Raw genomic sequence first — 15,832 nt, 5'->3', positions numbered from 1 at the left:
TGGATTCGTGATGAGCTCGAACTACAACTTGCGGGCTCGACCCGCGGAGCTCGTGGTCGAGGAGGGACGTTTTCGGATCGTCCGAACAGCCGAGACCGAGGAGGAGCTGGTGGCGCGCGAGCTTGCCGGCGGCGGATGAGTCACGTGACGCGCAGGCTCGCGCAGGCCACGGTTCTGGTTTTCGTCGTCGTCGCTCTTCTTCTGTATGTCCTCGAGGGGCCTTCCTGGCGGAGCCTGGCGATGGCTTCCTTGCTCATCCTCCTCTTCGTGCCAATCAAAGGCCTCGTCTATCGCCGGCTGGGCGGCCGGCGGCCTTACTTCAGTGCTCTGGTCGCCAACGCCGCGTCACTCGTCGCCGGACTGCCGTTCCACCTCGACATCTCCTTGCTGCCTCATATCGGCGTCAGCTTCCTGGCCGCAAGCGCGATCGAGACGCTTGCCCTCGTTGGAATCGGTACGATGCCCACGTTCCGACGTTCGTTGCTACTCGCCGTCTACGGGAGTCTGGTCGTGCACCTGATCAGCGCCGGCTTCTTCTTGTCGTTCCGGAGCATCGCGCAAGGAACGCCCTATCTGGTTCTCGCCTTCGTACTCGTCCATCTTCCCACCCTGTTGCCCCAGGGTTGGGTGACAGGCGAGGAGTGACGGGCGTGAGCACCGGCCTTCGCCGCGACCTGGGACTCCTGGGTCTCGTCGCCACCGGGGTGTGCGCGATGTTGGGCGCCGGCATCAACGTGGTTCCCTTCATGATCCAGCGAAACGTTCCCGGAATCGACGGAAATGTGCTCTTGGCCTACTCGCTGGGTGTCGTGCCGGCGCTTCTCGCGGCGCTGTGCTACGCGATCTTGGCCTCGGCCATGCCGCGCGCCGGTGGAAGCTATGTATTCGCGAGTCGAGCGCTCTCGCCGTACCTCGGCTTCGTCGCCAGCTTTTCGCAGTGGTTCGGCATCTCCATGGCCATCGGCGTCGTTGCCTACGTTCTGGTTCCGTTTCTTCGCGACATCGCGGCCAGCGTTTCGTTCTCGGGGGTCGCCGCCTTCCTCGAGACATCCGCCGTGCGGCTCGTCGTGCCGCTCGCGTTCCTGTGGTTGTTCACGGTCGTCAATCTAATGGGTACGAAGACCTACGAGCGGACGCTCGTCCCTCTGATGGTCCTCATGTTCACCGGTGGCCTCGTAGCAATACCCGCGGGGTTCCTGTTCGACCACGGGGACTTCGTCGCCGCGGTCGAAGCCCGCGAGGGCGTGCAGATCGCCCTTCCTCCGCCCGAAAGCTACGACTGGGAGCGGATTCTCACGGCTTCGGTTTTGTTGTTCTCGAGCTTCATCGGCTTCGACGCCGTAGCCCAGGCCGGGGGCGAGGCGAAGAACCCGTCTCGCAATCTGCCGCTCGCAATCGTCCTTTCGATCGCGAGCGTCGGCGCCTACTACATGAGCTTCACGGCGGCCATCTACCACGCCGTTCCCTGGAGCTTCATCGCTGAGCGAGCCGCCACTACCGACCTGACTGCGCCCGGTCTGCTCGCTTATCTGCTGCCGCCGGCCTTCTCCGTGGCAATCGTGGCGGCGGCGACCATCGCTCTCGCCAACGATCTACCGGCCATGATCCTCTCGGTCTCGCGGCTCATGTTCGCCTGGGCCGAGGACGAGATTTTTCCGAGAGGCTTCGCCGCGATCAACGTGCGCTACCACACCCCTCACTGGGCGATCGTCGCGAGCGCGGCAACGGCCTCGGTAGGGATTCTTCTCAACCATTCGGCGGGAGATTTCTTCGTCGGGGTGGATCTTCTAGTGACATCGATGCTGGTGAACTTCTTTTTGATGGCGCTGTCCGTCGTTTTTCTTCCCTCGCGCAATCCCGAGCTGGCGCGGCAAGTCCGTTTTCTGACCGGTCGGCGGGCACAACTCCTGGTGGGTGGCACGAGCGCGGTGCTTCTCACGGTGCTTATCGTTCTCCAGGTCGTCAAGGATCTGTCCACGGAATCCGACGCCTGGTACTACCACGCGTTCTACACCTATCTCATCGTGCTCGCCGTGGCTTCTTGCGTCTTCTTCGTTCGCTGGCGGAAGCTCGAGCGCGCTGGAGTGGACCTGCACGCCCGTTTCAGGGGGCTACCGCCCAACTGACCGAGATCTCGACTCGCGCCCTCGCCTTGGAGTCATACCACGTGGACGAGCTCGCCGTATTCCTTGAGCACGTCGTCGTTGGTCAGCAGGATGAGAGGTTCCGATAGGCTTTGCGCGACGAGCATGCGGTCGAACGGGTCCTTGTGAATCGGGGGAAGGGCGACGAGCCTTTCAGCGTGGCCGCCCGTGACGGGAAGCTCCACGAACCCCATGTCAATCAGCGCCGACCGGAGCTCGCCGAGATCAACGTCGAAGTCATCACGCCCCAACCCGAGCTTGATCGCGATCTCCCAGAGGCTCGCGGCGCTGTAGTACACATCGTTCCGCGGGTCCTCGAGGAGCCGGCGAGCTTTCTTCGAAAGGCGCCGGCTCTGGGCGACCGCCCAGAGCAGGAGATGAGTGTCGACCAGGAGTCGCATCAGCGCTTCGTGAAAGCGCGAATCATTTCCTCCGGGAGGGGCTGGTTGAAGTCGTCAGGAATCGCGAACCGTCCGTCTAGTAATCCCAAACGCCGCTTGCGGCCCCTTTTCTCCGACTTATCTAACTGCGTAAGTCGTGCGACAGGCTTGCCGGCTCGGGCGATGACCACGTCCTCGCCCGAGGCCGCGTCCTCGACGAGTTGCGACAGCCGCGTCTTGGCCTCGTAGATATTCACCTGCTTCACCGAAGCACCCTCATGGTCTAGTCTAGTTGGTCACACCCGGAATGGCAAGTTTTTGAGCTGTTTGATGACTTTCAGAGACGTCAACCCTCAACCGAGCCGAAACGATCGTGAGCTCCAGCCGAGCTCGAGATCCGTGCGAAGCCGGGCGAGCTCTCGCGAAAGACGCGCCCGATCGGCATGTTCTCGCAGATTCTGGCCGAGTCTTCCACCGATCCTTGGCGCCGCCCCGAGGACGCGGTCCAAATCACCATGTTCGGTGACGAGCCTCGCCGCGGTCTTGATGCCGACGCCGGGCACACCGGGAATGTGCGTCGTGCTGCTTCCTGCGAGGGCCCACAGATCGACGAGCTGCTCCGGGCGTACGAGAAACTTCTTCGCGATGTAACCGGCGTCTAGTGGCCGGCGATTGAAATGGTCCCACACGCGGATTCGGTCCGAGACGAGCTGGCAGAACGCGGTGTCGGTCGAGAGGATCGTCGCCTGTCCCTGGTGAGCTGCGATCTTCTCAGCGAGCGTGGCCATGACGTCGTCCGCCTCGATACACGGCTTGTCGACCGAGGCGACCCCGAGCTCGGAGAAAGCCGAGCGGTAGCGGGTAAGGCCGGAACGAAGCGGCTCCGGCATTGGCTTTCGGCCCGCCTTGTACTCGTCGTAGCGCTCATGGCGCCACGTCGGGCCTTCCCCGTCGAATACCGCCACCGCGTGGCTCGGCGTAAACTCCTTCAGAGCACGGCCGAGGGACTGCCGACAAGCGTCGAGGGCGGAATCGAAGTGAGCAGACGCATCGTCGTCGGGTGTCGCGGCGTAGATCCGCCGAATCAAGTTCAGCGCGTCAACGACGAGAAAGTGTATCACCGAAGGCGCGTCCTTGGTTTCATCAGCCTGCTGACTAGAGTCGCCGTGGGGCGTCGGTCAGGCCGGCCGCCTCTCGAATGACTGCGAGCAACTCATCGACCTCGGGATCGTGAAGTTCTTGGTCCGCGCTCACGCGCGCGCAGGCGACGATCACTTTTCCCAGTTGTGAAGGGGCTAGCGCCCCGTTCTCGTTGGAACTGGCCAGGACGTCGAAGGCGACGGCCAACTCGCGACCTCGATGGTGAGCCTCGGGCGTGAGACGTTCGGTGCAGGTGCGTCCCAGGAACTCGATGATCCTCCCTTGAACGCTCTGCGGATAGGCCGCATAGACCGTGAAGAAGAAGAGCCCGGTCAGTATCGTCACGCCGATCGCCAGAGCGGCCCCCACCACGAGCCAGCCGAGCCGTCTCCGCAACCCTGGTACGCTCGCCAGAGCGTCGGTAATCGAGGAGCCTGCAGCCAGACTCGCGACGTCATCCGTCGAACGACGAGGAACGACCGGCTTGCGGGCGGGTGCTGGGGGAAGCTTTCGCAGGAAATAAGTGGCGCAGAGGGCGAACACCGCCAGGGCGGGAAGCAGAATGGAGCCCGGGATCCAGACCGGATCGCCAAGGGTCTCCAGGTCTGCGAGGTTGACGAGAGCGAGCGCACTGAGGTTGTTGGTGAAATGTATCGCGACGGGAACGACGAGGCTTCTCGACGACATCGCGGCAACGCCGAGGACGATGCCTGCCGCCGCGAAACTGGGAAAGGGGAGAACGTGCAGCGCCATGAAGAGAAACGACGTCCAGAGCACCGCGGCCGTCCGGCTCATACCACGGAGAAACGCGCCCTGGATGAAACCGCGAAAGAGCAGCTCCTCGGAGACGGCTGCTCCGACTCCTATGGTAGCGATCTTGAATATCCAGTCGGCGGGCGTCTCGGCGCGAATCATTCGAAGCCAACTCTGCTGGATCTCTTCCGAGATCGGATAGAGCTCCTGGGTGAGAGTCGACAACTGATCGTTCAGAACCACAAAGGAGAGTGCGAGAGGAAAGGCCATCAGGAGGTCGGCGGCAGAAGGACTACGAAGCAGGAGAGTCTCCCTGGCGTCGAAACCGAAGTAACTCACCGCAAGCACGGTCACGGCGATCAGGATTACGGGTGTTACGACGAGCAACCACGTTTCCTCGAGCTCGAGGCTCATGAACGCGATTCCCACCACCACGTTAAGGACCAGGGTCACGGCGAATAGAGCCACAGCCACTGCCGGCGTGGGAACCTGTCCCGCTTCCTTCGGATCCATGATCGTCACTATAAGATGCCGAGCCCGGCCTTCCAAGCGCCCCGATTGAGCCGAGCGAGCTAGTGCGATAATCTCTCGCGCTTGAATCAGGTTTTCGACATTCGAGGAGGTGAGCTCGATGATTGGCTCGGGGAAAATCCGGGTAGTGGCTTATGGTATGGGGCAAATCGGGCTCGCAACGGCTACGAGGCTTCTCGGGCGCCAGGACATCGAGCTGGTTGGAGCCATCGACAACGATCCGAAGATGCAGCAGCGCGATGTGGCCGACCTGGCAGGTCTCAAACAGCCTTCCGGCGTCCGTTTGTCCGACCGGGCCGATGAGGTTCTTCAGGTCACACGACCCGACGTCGTGATTCTGTCGACGGGGTCCCGATTCCCCTCGGTCCAATCTCAAATCCGGGACTGCATCAAGGCGCGCTGCCATGTAGTGAGCTCATGTGAGGAGCTACTCGCACCCCACGTACAGTACGCGGCCCAGGCCAAGGAGCTCGATCGGATGGCAAAGGATGTCGACGTGGTGGTCCTTGGAACCGGGGTCAACCCCGGTTATGTCATGGATACGATGGCTCTCGTCGCCACGGCCCCCTGCATCGAGGTGAAATCGGTCTCGGTCGAGCGTGTCGTCGACGCGACCACTCGACGGGAGAATCTGCAGAAGAAGATCGGCGCCGGACTGACGCCGGCCCAGTTTCGTAAAGGCGTGAAGAAGAAGGAGCTCGGACACGTCGGTCTTCTGGAGTCGACCTATCTGGTGGCGGAAGGAATCGGATGGACTCTTGAAAAGGTGACGGAAAAACTCACGCCGGTCCTGGCCAAGAGGGGAACGAAGACCCCCTGGGTCACCGTGCGGGCGGGGCAGGTTGCCGGAATTCATCACGTCTGCCGCGGTTACCGCAACAACAAGGAATGTGTTTCGCTCGACCTCCAGATGTTCGTGGGCGCCAAGAAGCCTCACGATCGCATCTCGGTAAACGGCAAGCCCGCGGTCGAGCTCCTCTTCGAGAATGGTGTGGCGGGAGACGAGGCAACCGTGGCGATGTTGATTGCCATGGTGCCGGCGGTGGCGAAGATGGAGCCCGGCCTGCGAACCATGATCGACGCGCCTCTTCCGCGTTATCGCGCGGGTAACTGAGAAGGAGTCCGGCTACGCGGATCCCGTTCGTCCTGGCCGGCGTAGCGCTCGGTTTGCTTCTGAGTTTGATGGCGAGGCTGGCGGAGCCGAACGGCCGGCGGCGAGCGCTCCTCTTCATGACGCTCCGGCTGCTTCTCTTCGTCACCGTGGCGTTCTGGGTCGACCGCAGTTTCGGGTCGCTCGCCGCCCTATCTGTTTTGGCGGGCGCGGTCTTCACCCGCGGAGCGGTCCTAATCGCTTCGAAGAAGACATGATTTCGCGCAGCCGTGCGTGGCGGATCATCAAGGTGGCGATCGGATTGGTCCTGCTGCCCCTTGGAATCATTGGCTTGTTCGTTCCCGTGCTCCAGGGCGTGTTGTTTCTTCTGGTCGGATTCATGCTGCTCGCGAGCGAGATACCCTGGTTCGAACGCTATCAAAAAATGCTTCACGCGCGTTACCCCCAACTCTTCGAGAAAGCCCACCGTCTTCGGGATCGCTTCCAGGGCTGGTTCCGGTGAAGCGGGAAGCTGCCGCCGGTCGCGTCGAATCCCTGAGGACTGCCATCCGGCACCATGATCATCTCTACTATGTGAAGGGAAGCCCCGAGATATCGGACGCGGCTTACGATCGGCTGCTAAGGGAGCTTGCCGAGCTCGAAGCCGAGTTTCCCGATCTCCTAACACCGGACTCTCCCACCCAGCGCGTTTCTGGGATGGTCCACAGCGCATTCGCCGAGGTCCGCCACCTGGCGCCGATGCTCTCGCTGGAATCGCTGATGACCGAGGCAGAGGTACGTGAGTTCGTGAAACGTGTCGAAAGAGGTCTCGGCGCGAGACCCTCGGCATACGTTGCCGAGCCCAAGTTCGACGGCCTTTCGGTGGAGCTCGTTTACCTGGAAGGCCGATTCCTCCGCGGGTCGACACGGGGCGACGGAAGCTCAGGTGAGAACGTCAGCGACAATCTCCGCACCATACGTGCCTTACCGGTGGCTCTGCTCACCGACCGTTTCCCCGCTCCGGGAACGATCGCCATCCGTGCCGAGGCGATCATGAGACTCTCCGACTTCGAGAGGCTCAACCGCCGAATGACCGAGATGGGCAAAGAGCCGTTCGCAAACCCGCGAAACGCTGCCTCGGGATCGCTGCGCCAGCTGGATACCGGTATCACCGCGAACCGACCTCTCGACCTCTTCGCTTACGAAGTCATGTATGCGGATGCAGTCAATCCGAGCTCGCAGTCCGAGGCTCTCGAGCTCCTGGACGCCTGGGGTTTTCGTGTGGAGTCGAGCACGCGTACCTGCAGGGACATCGATGAGGCAATCGCCTATCACGACGAGCTCGAAGCCAGGCGCGAGGAGCTGGATTACGAGCTCGACGGCGTCGTGATCAAAGTCGACCGTCGCGACGAGCAAGCCGAGCTCGGTGAGCGATCGCGAAGCCCCCGGTGGGCCGTGGCGTTCAAGTTCGAGCCCCGGCAGGAGATCACCGACGTCATGGACATAGCCGTGCAGGTGGGACGTACCGGCAAACTGACCCCGGTCGCGCTGCTCCGCCCGGTCGACGTGTCAGGCGTGACCGTCAGCCGTGCCACGCTCCACAATCAAGACGAAGTCGATAGAAAGGACGTTCGCATCGGCGACAGAGTCCGCATCCGTCGCGCCGGAGACGTCATCCCCGAAGTGGTCGAGGTACTGGCGGAGCATCGCAAGGACGATGCGAGACGTTTCCGCATGCCCGAAGAATGTCCCGTTTGCCGCTCCCCGGTGGTCAGCAAAGGAGCGTATCACTACTGCACCGGAGGATGGGCCTGCCGCGCTCAGCAAACGGGCCGAATCCAACACTTCGCGAGCCGCGGTGCCATGGAGATCGATTTTCTCGGCGAGAAAACGGTAGCGCAGCTCGTCGAGCGCGGGCTGGTCGAAGACCTCGCCGATCTCTACGCCCTCGACAAGGAGGACGTGCTCGGGCTCGAGGGCTTCGCCGATAAATCCGCCGACAATCTCCTCAACGCGATCGAGGCATCCAAACGGGCGGAGCTCGACCGATTCGTCTATGCCCTCGGGATTCCCAACGTCGGACAGCACGTCGCCCGTGTCCTCACGAAGCACTTTGGAAGCCTCGACGCAATCATGAGGGCGAGCGAAGGCGAGCTTCGTTCCGTGCACGAGGTCGGCGACGAGGTCGCTCGCGCCGTGGCCGATTACTTCCGCGACGAGCGTAACCGGCAGGTGATCGAGAGAATGAAGCAGCACGGCCTCGAGCTCGAGAGCGAAGCGAGAGCGACCGATCGAACGCTCGAGGGCAAGAAGATCGTGTTCACGGGAACGCTTTCGCAGCTCGGGCGCGCCGAGGCCAAGCGCCTCGTCGAGGAGCGCGGAGGCCGGGTAACCTCGACCATCAGCAAGGGGACCAGCTTCGTCGTGGTGGGGGAGAATCCCGGCTCGAAGGCGGAGAAAGCGAAGGAGCTCGGGGTCGAGAGTCTCTCGGAAGAGGAGTTCCTCGCGCGCATCGGTCGCGTACTCGGTGAGAGTCAGACTTCAACGGGAGGGTAGGCGCAGCTCGAAGCCCGCGCCTCCGAACGGGGAGTCGAAAAGGCTGATCGAGCCTCGATGGCGCTCGACGATCGCCTTGACGATGGCGAGGCCGAGACCGCTGTGCTCGCGCGAGTTAGCCGCGGCGGGACGGTAAGAGAAGAAACGATCGAAGACCCGGTCGCGATGCTCCGGAGGGATGCCGGGGCCCTGGTCCTCGACGCGCAGTATCGCGCCGCCGTCGCTCTGCTCGAGACTGACGCGGATGCGACCACCTGGCGGTGAGAACGACACGGCGTTGTCGACGAGGTTCTCCACGACTTGGGTGAGGCGGTCGGCGTTCCCCTCGACGGTAACCGGTCGCTCGGGGAGGGCCGTTTCGATGCCCGAGTCGCGAAATCGCTCCGCGGCGACCACTCCTCGGACTAGGGCGTCGAGGGCTACCGGCTGCGGGTCTTCGCCCGCATCGGGATCCGCGTCGAGGAGCGTGATCTCCCGCACGGAAGACAGCAGCCGCTCGAGTCGAGTGATGTCCTTCTCGACAAAGGCCACGAACCGGGATCGCTCTTCGCGGTCGTCGATGTCTCTGAGCATCTCGGCGGCGGCGCGGATCGATGTGAGCGGGTTCTTGAACTCGTGAGAGACGTCGGCGGCGAAGGATTCGATGAAACGCATGCGCTCGTCCAGCCTCGACGAGAGCTGGGAAAGCGCGCGGCTCAAGTCACCGATCTCGTCGAGCCGGTTCGAGCCGCCAAACTGGCCTTTCAGTCGGCCGCGCCGGTCCAGGATCGCCGCCGCTTGCGCACGGAGCTGTTTTAACGGGCGCGAGATCGTCGTCGATACGAGAAGGCTCAAAACGACGGCGACGGCAACGGTGCCGAGTAGAAACTGGAAGATGGCGAGACGCACCTCGTAGAGGTCCTGGAGTATGTAGAACGTGGACTGCGAAACGAGAACGGCGCCGTCGACTTCACCCTCGTTGTAGATGGGAAGTGCGCTATACAACGTCACCGAGCGTTGTCCGCCCGGGGTAATCCTCGTGGCGGCTCCGTAGTTGCCTTCGAGCGCCTGGCGCACCTCGGGGCCGGAGAAGGGCGTGTCGGCCGAGTAGTAGCCGTCGGCGGCGACCGGGGCGGGAGGCTCGCCAAAAAGCCCCGACGCCGTTCGCACCAGGTACGATCCAATCCGGTAGAGGACGCTCGAACGTGGATCGCGTCCACCTTCGTTGGGCGTGGTCGCGTCTTCCTCCCCGATTCGTGCGGGGCCGAGCCGGCTCGTGTCCGCCAGAAGCCATCCTTCTCGATCGAGCACGCGGATGCGAGCCGAAGTACGCTGCTCGAGACGGAGGAGAATCGGCTCGATGACGGACTGGGACAGCGGGCCACGCTCCGATAGCGCAGCGGTCAGCAGGCGTCCCTGCTGGACCATGGACTGCTCTTGTGCCTGGAGCAGCTTGCGCTCGTAAATCGCCAGATAGGACGCGCCCGCGGCGGGAAAGAACACCAGCAGGACGTTGAACGCCAGCAGGCGAATGGAGATCTTGGAGACGAAGCGACGCATTGGCGCGTCAACCTTCGCGGTAGCGGTATCCCAATCCGTACACCGTCTCGATGGCGTCGAAACTCTCGTCGAGATCGGCAAACTTCTTCCGCAGTCGCTTGACGTGGCTGTCGATCGTACGCTCGCTCACGTAGGCATCGTGCGGATAGCACTCCTCCATGAGCTGGGCGCGGGACTTGACGTGGCCCGGTCTCCGGGAGAGTGCGTGCAGAAGCATGAACTCCGTCACCGTCAGCGAAAGAGGGCTCCCGTTCCACGCCGCCTGGTAGCGGTTCAGATCGAGCGACAACTGTCCGATTGCGATTTTCTGCTCGTCGCTCGCGGGAGGTTTTCCCAGAAGGGCCAACCGTCGGAAGAGCACCTTGACTCGGGCGACCAGCTCCCTCATGGCGAAGGGCTTCACGAGATAGTCGTCGGCACCCAGCTCGAGACCCAGGACGCGGTCGAACTCCTCGTCGCGCGAGGTCAGGAAGATGATCGGCAGCGACTCGCTGACGCCGCGAAGCTTTCGGCACAGTTCGAGCCCGTCCATTCGGGGCATCACGATGTCCAGCACGCAAACGTCGGGAAGGGCCCGCGAGAACGATTCCCAGGCCGCCAGGCCATCGGGGAAGAGATCGACATGGTACCCCTCTCGCTCGAGAGCGTAACCTACAGTCTCGCGGAGATTTGCCTCATCGTCCACGATCGCCACCCGGCCGCCCGTCGCGCTCATTCAGTATCAATCTAGCGCCAAATCACCTGCCCGGCTACCGCGTCACATTTTCGCCACAATCTTTCACGGGTTTTGCACGTTTTGCCCACCGGAGCGCCTTGTCGCGGGTGTCAACTGGAAGAGCGCCCCTAAAGTTGGAGGAGAACAACAGGAATGGAAATGATAGCCGCGATCTTGACCTTGCTCGGCTTTCTCGCCCTGATCGCCGCTTTGCTGGTCCATTGGAGCAGGGACCGCTCGTGCGAGGACGAACGTTCGGCGTTCTCAGCCGGTGAGTAAGATCTCGCGTTCCGCTTTGATCTCGCGAAGCCGCTCCTCGAAGAAGAATTCCCGCTCTCCGAAAGCCGGCTTCAGGTCCGAGAGCCAGGTGGCTCGAGGGTCGAGCTCGGCGAAAAAGATCCGGCCCACCCACTCGGGGTCGCGGCCCTGAATGAACTTCAGCGCGAAGAGCTTGCGACCGCCGACTTCCGTAGTCCCCTCGATGAGCACTTTGCCCGGCATCGCCGACATCGACGGTCCCCGCACTGTCCGAGCCAGTCCCGACACTTGGCGATAGGCTACGTTGAAGATCTCGAAGGCACGAGCGAGAGGAATCTCGAAGTAGCTCTTCGCCCCGGTGTTCCGCTCTACGAACATGTAGTAGGGAACGGCTCCGAGCCTGACTTCTTCGGTCCACAACCGGGCCCAGACGTCGGGGGAATCGTTCACGTGTCGCACAATCGGAGATTGGCAGCGCACCACGGCGCCCGTTTCGCGCACCCGACGCAGGGCCTCCTGGGCGATGTCGGTCTCGAGCTCTCGGGGGTGGGTGAAATGGGCCATGAGAGCGAGATTGCGACCGGAGGCGACGACCTCCGCGAACAGCCGTAGCAAATCGTCGGCGTCATCGTCGCTGACGAACTTGTAGGGCCAGTAGGCAGGCGCTTTGCTACCGATGCGGATGCTCTCGAGATGCTGAAGCGATGGATCCAGGAGCGGCTCCAGATAGCGCCGCAAAACCCTGGATTTCATCACTAACGGGTCGCCGCCGGTGAAGAGCACGCTTCTCACTTCTTCGTGGTGGCGGACGTAATCAAAGAGCTTGTCTGCCTGGCGCGCCGCGAACTTGAGCTCGTTGATCCCGACGAACTGGGCCCACCGGAAACAATAAGTGCAGTAGGCATGGCAGGTCTGACCCGCCTCGGGGAAAAAGAGCACCGTCTCACGGTATTTGTGCTGCATTCCCGGAAGCGCTTCGCCATTCAGGACGGGAACATTGAGCTGGATCTGGCCCGCCGGATGCGGGTTGAGCTTCCGTTGGATCCGACGCGCGGCCGTTTCGACATCGTCGTTCGGAGCATTCGCTTCGACGAGCTCGAGCATGTGCTCGTAGTCCGACTCTTCGAGCATTCCCGGCTGAGGGAACGTGAGCTGATAGATGGGATCGTCGGGTATATTGTCCCAGTCGATCAGATCGTCGATGACGTAGTTGTTGACGCGAAACGGAAGCACCGCGGACACGGCCTTCATGGAACGTCGCTGCCGTTCCGTGAGCGCCGCGAGCTGGGGAATTCGATCGATGTCTTTGCGCGTAAAGACTTTGAACTTCGTTCCGTCGCTCGGGGTCTCGAGCTCGCTCGTATGCAAATCCAGAATCGCCATTAAACCTCCGTTTCTAACCGAGGAAGCCGTAGGGTGCGCCGCGATCGACCCTGGATGGTCGCGGCGCGCGCTTGCCTCGTTGATTTGCGGCATCACTATAACAGATAACGGGTTCTCGTTCTACCCGCTTGAGACTGCAGAGCGAAGAAGGGATTTTTTCCACGAGAATTCGCGGGAGTAATTCCCGGATTTACCGGCAGTTCGCAACTTACTGACTGGTAGTTTGGCAAGGCACGACATGGAAAAAAAATCGCAAGACTGCGAAGAAAGACATCTTCCGGAGCGTCTGGCAATTCTTCACGAGGGCCTGCGGCCTCTGCGGGAGGCCGCCCGTGACGAAGAGCCGCTCTTCGCGCCTGAGCTCGAGCTCGAGAAAGCCCCGTGAGCATCCGCACCGTCCTTCGCAAGCTCGAACGGGGCGAGCTCAGCTCCGAGGATCTCGTCCGCGATCATCTGAGGCGAGCCGAAGAGATTTCGGGAGCGAACGCCTTCATTACTCTGCGAGAAGAACAGGCGCTTTCAGAAGCGCGGGCCTCGGACGAGGCACGCAGCCGAGGTCGTGTTCTCGGGCCCCTCGAAGGCGTTCCGGTTACGGCAAAAGACATCGTGTGGTCGAAAGGGGACAGGACCACATCGGGCTCGAGACTCCGCGCCACTTTCGTTTCCGACCGGGATGCCGAAGCACTCGCACGGGTCCGGGCGGCGGGAGCGATCTTGCTCGGGAAGACGAATTTGCACGAGTTTGCCTACGGCGTGACGAACGTCAATCCACACTACGGGCCCGCTCGCAATCCCTGGGACCGCTCTCGTATCAGCGGCGGCTCGAGCGGCGGCTCGGCTGTCGCCGTCGCGTTCGGGGTCGGGCTCGCTTCGATCGGTAGCGACACCGGAGGGTCGGTACGCATTCCTTCTGCCCTCTGTGGCACCGTGGGCCTGAAGCCGACATACGGTTCCATTCCCCGAGACGGCGTCACGCCGCTTTCCTGGAGTCTGGATCACTTGGGCCCCATGGCTCGTTCGGTGGAAGACGCGGCGGTTTTGTATGAGGTCATGTCAGAAACAAGAATCGAGCTCGAGGACGAGCCTGAGGTTAGGGGCCTTCGATTGGGAATCCACGAGTCGTATTTCTTCGAGAACCTGGCCGGCGAGGTGGAGGTGTGCATTCGACGGGCGGTCGACCGGCTAGTCGATCTCGGAATGGCTCCGGTCCGCGTTCGCATCCCGGAGGTCGAGCTTCAGGGTGCGTGCCGAAACACGATCGCCTTCGCCGAAGCGTCGTCCTATCACGAGCAAGATATTCGCGAAAAGCCCGAGGAGTACGGCGAGGACACGCGGGAGCTTTTGAGAATCGGGCTCGAGATCTCCGCGGTGGAGTATTTGACAGCGCTCCGCGCGCGCCGCCGGATCGTGCGTGCCTTCCGAGAAGCTTTCGCTGCCATCGACGTGTTCGTAGCGCCGACGACTCCGACGGGCGCACCCCGGATAGGCGAGCGGATGCTCGAAAATGGGGAAGAGCTGCGAGCGGGGCTCTTGCGCCTGGCCTCGCCATTCAACACGACGGGATTTCCCGCGATCTCCCTGCCCTGTGGATTCACGGCCGACGGACGCCCCGTCGGCCTGCAGCTCGCCGCCGCGCCGCGCGAAGAGCGGCTTCTCCTTTCGGTGGCACGCGCTTTCGAAGCGAGCTGCGCCAACGAAGATTGGTCGAGCCGTCGTCCTGCAGTATAGTCCGCCGTCGGAGGTGGACGGATGCTCCTGGACGGCAAACGAGGGCTCATCGTCGGAGTCGCGAACAAACGCTCCCTCGCGTGGGGTATCGCGCAGTCGGTTTCGAGAGAAGGCGCCCGGCTGGCGCTGACCTATCAGGGTGAGCGACTCGAGGAGAACGTACGAACCCTCGCTCAGCAGCTGACGAATCCGATCGTCCTGCCCTGTGACGTGACCGAGGACGAGCAGTTGGATGCTCTCGGTACGAGCCTGAGTGACGAGCTCGGCGGGATCGATTTCGTGGTCCACGCCGTGGCATTCGCCCTGAGGGAAGAGCTCGATGGAGCCTTTCTCGATACCTCGCGCGAGGGGTACCGTATCTCCCAGGACGTTTCGTCCTATTCTCTCACCGCGCTCTGCCGTCGCATGGTGCCTCTCATGCCGAATGGCGGGAGCGTCGTTACGCTCACCTACCTCGGCGGCGAGCGCGTCGTGCCGAACTACAACGTGATGGGCGTGGCGAAAGCGGCGCTCGAGATGTCGGTGCGCTACCTCGCATCGGATCTCGGTCCGAAGGGAATTCGCGTCAACGCGATCTCCGCGGGACCCATCAAGACTCTTGCGTCGGCCGGCGTCCATGGCATCTCCAGGATGCTGGAGCACCACCGGAACCACGCGCCGCTTCGGCGCAACACCGACCAGGGCGAAGTGGGAGACGCGGCGGCCTTCCTCGTCTCCGACCTGGCGCGCGGCATCACCGGAGAGATTCTGTACGTGGACGGCGGATACCATGTACTCGGGAGCATGCTCGCCTGACGATGCGATTCGTTGTCAGCCACGAGATTTTCGAGGCCTTCCCCAGTGCGGCGATCGGCGTGCTGGCGGTGTTCGACGTGGACAATCGAGGCCTCTCGGAACCGATTGCCCGACGTCTGAGTCAGGCGGCCACGGAGGCCGCCGGCGCTCTCGACGGAAAGAACGTCACCGAGCATCCGCAGGTCGCGTGCTGGCGAGACGCTTATCGGCGGTTCGGGGCGAAGCCGAAGAAGTACCCTTCGTCGGTCGAGAACTTGCTGCGCCGCGCCTGCCGGGGGGAATCGATACGAAGCATCAACAAACTCGTCGATCTCTACAACGTCGTTTCCCTCTCGCACTTCGTGCCCGCGGGAGGAGAGGACCTCGACCGGATCGAGGGGGATCTGAGGCTGACGTTCGCGACCGAGAGCGAGCCCGCGGTCAAGCTTCTCGGCGAGAGCGACGAGCGACCTCCGAAGAGGGGAGAGGTCATCTATCGAGACGACGTGGGCGCCGTATGCCGCCGGTGGAACTGGAAGGAAGCGGAGCGCACGAAGCTCACCGAGGAGACCAAGAACGCCGTGCTGGTAATCGAGACGCTTCCTCCCGTGACTCGCAAGACGCTGGAAGCGGCCCTCGTCGACCTGGCATCCGGCGTTCGAGAACACCTCGGGGGCTCCAGTCATCGGGAGATCCTCGACCGCGACAGCGCAGAAATGGAGCTGAGGTAAGCAGATGAAGCGCATCAATCTCGACAGCGGCACTACGTGGGAGCCCCTGGTGGGCTACTCACGGGCGGTCCGTGCCGGGGATCGCATCTTCGTGACGGGAACGACCGCTA

17 protein-coding genes are annotated in these 15,832 nt (G+C 62.6%); 10 read left to right on the top strand and 7 right to left on the bottom strand.

Going from position 1 to position 15,832, the window contains the following annotated elements; genetic code table 11:
- Nucleotides 1-144: 144 nt before the first annotated feature.
- Both VEK15_21315 and VEK15_21310 read left to right on the top strand, forming a co-directional pair.
- On the top strand, nt 145-645 hold the full coding sequence (locus VEK15_21315; protein ID HXV63252.1) for a hypothetical protein: 501 nt from the start codon (nt 145-147) through the stop codon (nt 643-645).
- Between the two features lie 5 nt (nt 646-650).
- Complete coding sequence (locus VEK15_21310) at nt 651-2,126, top strand: APC family permease (protein ID HXV63251.1); 1,476 nt, start codon at nt 651-653, stop codon at nt 2,124-2,126.
- Nucleotides 2,127-2,158: 32 nt separating this feature from the next.
- On the opposite strand, the gene VEK15_21305 is transcribed toward VEK15_21310, so the two are convergent.
- The 4 genes from VEK15_21305 to VEK15_21290 form a co-directional block, all read right to left on the bottom strand.
- Nucleotides 2,159-2,545, bottom strand: a complete 387-nt coding sequence (locus tag VEK15_21305) for a type II toxin-antitoxin system VapC family toxin (GenBank protein ID HXV63250.1) — start codon at nt 2,543-2,545, stop codon at nt 2,159-2,161.
- The gene (locus VEK15_21300) at nt 2,545-2,790 is read right to left on the bottom strand and encodes a type II toxin-antitoxin system prevent-host-death family antitoxin (protein HXV63249.1); all 246 of its coding nucleotides are present in this window, start codon (nt 2,788-2,790) and stop codon (nt 2,545-2,547) included. Before VEK15_21300 ends, VEK15_21305 begins: the two co-directional genes overlap by 1 nt.
- An 87-nt stretch (nt 2,791-2,877) precedes the next feature.
- Nucleotides 2,878-3,645: a flap endonuclease Xni gene (gene xni / locus VEK15_21295; GenBank protein HXV63248.1), complete on the bottom strand. Its 768-nt coding sequence runs from the start codon at nt 3,643-3,645 to the stop codon at nt 2,878-2,880.
- Between the two features lie 34 nt (nt 3,646-3,679).
- A complete protein-coding gene (locus VEK15_21290; GenBank protein HXV63247.1) occupies nt 3,680-4,930 on the bottom strand; it encodes a type II CAAX endopeptidase family protein in 1,251 nt (416 codons plus the stop codon).
- 118 nt (nt 4,931-5,048) lie between these two features.
- On the opposite strand from VEK15_21290, the gene VEK15_21285 reads away from it, so the two are divergent.
- The 4 genes from VEK15_21285 (at nt 5,049) to ligA (ending at nt 8,594) form a co-directional block, all read left to right on the top strand.
- Nucleotides 5,049-6,062 (top strand): dihydrodipicolinate reductase, encoded by a 1,014-nt coding sequence (locus VEK15_21285; GenBank protein HXV63246.1) that lies wholly within the window; start codon nt 5,049-5,051, stop codon nt 6,060-6,062.
- 68 nt (nt 6,063-6,130) lie between these two features.
- On the top strand, nt 6,131-6,316 hold the full coding sequence (locus VEK15_21280) for a hypothetical protein (protein ID HXV63245.1): 186 nt from the start codon (nt 6,131-6,133) through the stop codon (nt 6,314-6,316).
- Nucleotides 6,313-6,561: a hypothetical protein gene (locus VEK15_21275; protein ID HXV63244.1), complete on the top strand. Its 249-nt coding sequence runs from the start codon at nt 6,313-6,315 to the stop codon at nt 6,559-6,561. The genes VEK15_21280 and VEK15_21275 overlap by 4 nt, the downstream gene beginning before the upstream one ends.
- Nucleotides 6,558-8,594: an NAD-dependent DNA ligase LigA gene (gene ligA, locus VEK15_21270; protein ID HXV63243.1), complete on the top strand. Its 2,037-nt coding sequence runs from the start codon at nt 6,558-6,560 to the stop codon at nt 8,592-8,594. Before VEK15_21275 ends, ligA begins: the two co-directional genes overlap by 4 nt.
- On the opposite strand, the gene VEK15_21265 is transcribed toward ligA, so the two are convergent.
- The 3 genes from VEK15_21265 to VEK15_21255 form a co-directional block, all read right to left on the bottom strand.
- Nucleotides 8,580-10,133 carry a stimulus-sensing domain-containing protein gene (locus tag VEK15_21265; GenBank protein ID HXV63242.1) on the bottom strand — a complete coding sequence of 518 codons (1,554 nt, stop codon included), beginning with the start codon at nt 10,131-10,133 and terminating at the stop codon, nt 8,580-8,582. The two genes, ligA and VEK15_21265, sit on opposite strands and share 15 nt — an antisense overlap.
- Nucleotides 10,134-10,140: 7 nt before the next feature.
- Nucleotides 10,141-10,848 (bottom strand): response regulator transcription factor, encoded by a 708-nt coding sequence (locus tag VEK15_21260; GenBank protein ID HXV63241.1) that lies wholly within the window; start codon nt 10,846-10,848, stop codon nt 10,141-10,143.
- A 264-nt stretch (nt 10,849-11,112) separates the two neighbouring features.
- Entirely contained in the window at nt 11,113-12,489 is a 1,377-nt protein-coding gene (locus tag VEK15_21255; protein ID HXV63240.1) for a lysine 2,3-aminomutase, read from the bottom strand.
- Nucleotides 12,490-12,727: 238 nt separating this feature from the next.
- Here VEK15_21255 and VEK15_21250 point away from each other — a divergent pair, with 238 nt between their 5' ends.
- The 4 genes from VEK15_21250 to VEK15_21235 are packed head-to-tail and all read left to right on the top strand — an operon-like array spanning nt 12,728 to nt 15,722.
- The gene (locus VEK15_21250) at nt 12,728-12,874 is read left to right on the top strand and encodes a hypothetical protein (GenBank protein ID HXV63239.1); all 147 of its coding nucleotides are present in this window, start codon (nt 12,728-12,730) and stop codon (nt 12,872-12,874) included.
- Entirely contained in the window at nt 12,871-14,217 is a 1,347-nt protein-coding gene (locus VEK15_21245) for an amidase (protein ID HXV63238.1), read from the top strand. The genes VEK15_21250 and VEK15_21245 overlap by 4 nt, the downstream gene beginning before the upstream one ends.
- A gap of 21 nt (nt 14,218-14,238) precedes the next feature.
- Nucleotides 14,239-15,012, top strand: coding sequence for an enoyl-ACP reductase (locus VEK15_21240; GenBank protein ID HXV63237.1), 774 nt, complete (start codon nt 14,239-14,241; stop codon nt 15,010-15,012).
- 2 nt (nt 15,013-15,014) lie between these two features.
- Nucleotides 15,015-15,722: a phenylalanine--tRNA ligase beta subunit-related protein gene (locus VEK15_21235; GenBank protein HXV63236.1), complete on the top strand. Its 708-nt coding sequence runs from the start codon at nt 15,015-15,017 to the stop codon at nt 15,720-15,722.
- Nucleotides 15,723-15,832: the final 110 nt, after the last annotated feature.

Source organism: Vicinamibacteria bacterium (genome assembly GCA_035620555.1).
Taxonomy (GTDB): domain Bacteria; phylum Acidobacteriota; class Vicinamibacteria; order Marinacidobacterales; family SMYC01; genus DASPGQ01.
Note: the sequence above shows the minus strand (reverse complement) of the source record. Positions and strands in the feature narration are given on the sequence as shown.

Bases quoted from the DNA above. Each gene is read 5' to 3' on its own strand.
- VEK15_21275 (HXV63244.1), top strand. From the start codon at position 6,313: ATGATTTCGCGCAGCCGTGCGTGGCGGATCATCAAGGTGGCGATCGGA.
- VEK15_21240 (HXV63237.1), top strand. From the start codon at position 14,239: ATGCTCCTGGACGGCAAACGAGGGCTCATCGTCGGAGTCGCGAACAAA.
- VEK15_21305 (HXV63250.1), bottom strand. From the start codon at position 2,545: ATGCGACTCCTGGTCGACACTCATCTCCTGCTCTGGGCGGTCGCCCAG.
- VEK15_21285 (HXV63246.1), top strand. From the start codon at position 5,049: ATGATTGGCTCGGGGAAAATCCGGGTAGTGGCTTATGGTATGGGGCAA.
- VEK15_21255 (HXV63240.1), bottom strand. From the start codon at position 12,489: ATGGCGATTCTGGATTTGCATACGAGCGAGCTCGAGACCCCGAGCGAC.
- VEK15_21250 (HXV63239.1), top strand. From the start codon at position 12,728: ATGGAAAAAAAATCGCAAGACTGCGAAGAAAGACATCTTCCGGAGCGT.
- VEK15_21235 (HXV63236.1), top strand. From the start codon at position 15,015: ATGCGATTCGTTGTCAGCCACGAGATTTTCGAGGCCTTCCCCAGTGCG.
- VEK15_21260 (HXV63241.1), bottom strand. From the start codon at position 10,848: ATGAGCGCGACGGGCGGCCGGGTGGCGATCGTGGACGATGAGGCAAAT.
- VEK15_21265 (HXV63242.1), bottom strand. From the start codon at position 10,133: ATGCGTCGCTTCGTCTCCAAGATCTCCATTCGCCTGCTGGCGTTCAAC.
- VEK15_21290 (HXV63247.1), bottom strand. From the start codon at position 4,930: ATGGATCCGAAGGAAGCGGGACAGGTTCCCACGCCGGCAGTGGCTGTG.
- VEK15_21280 (HXV63245.1), top strand. From the start codon at position 6,131: ATGGCGAGGCTGGCGGAGCCGAACGGCCGGCGGCGAGCGCTCCTCTTC.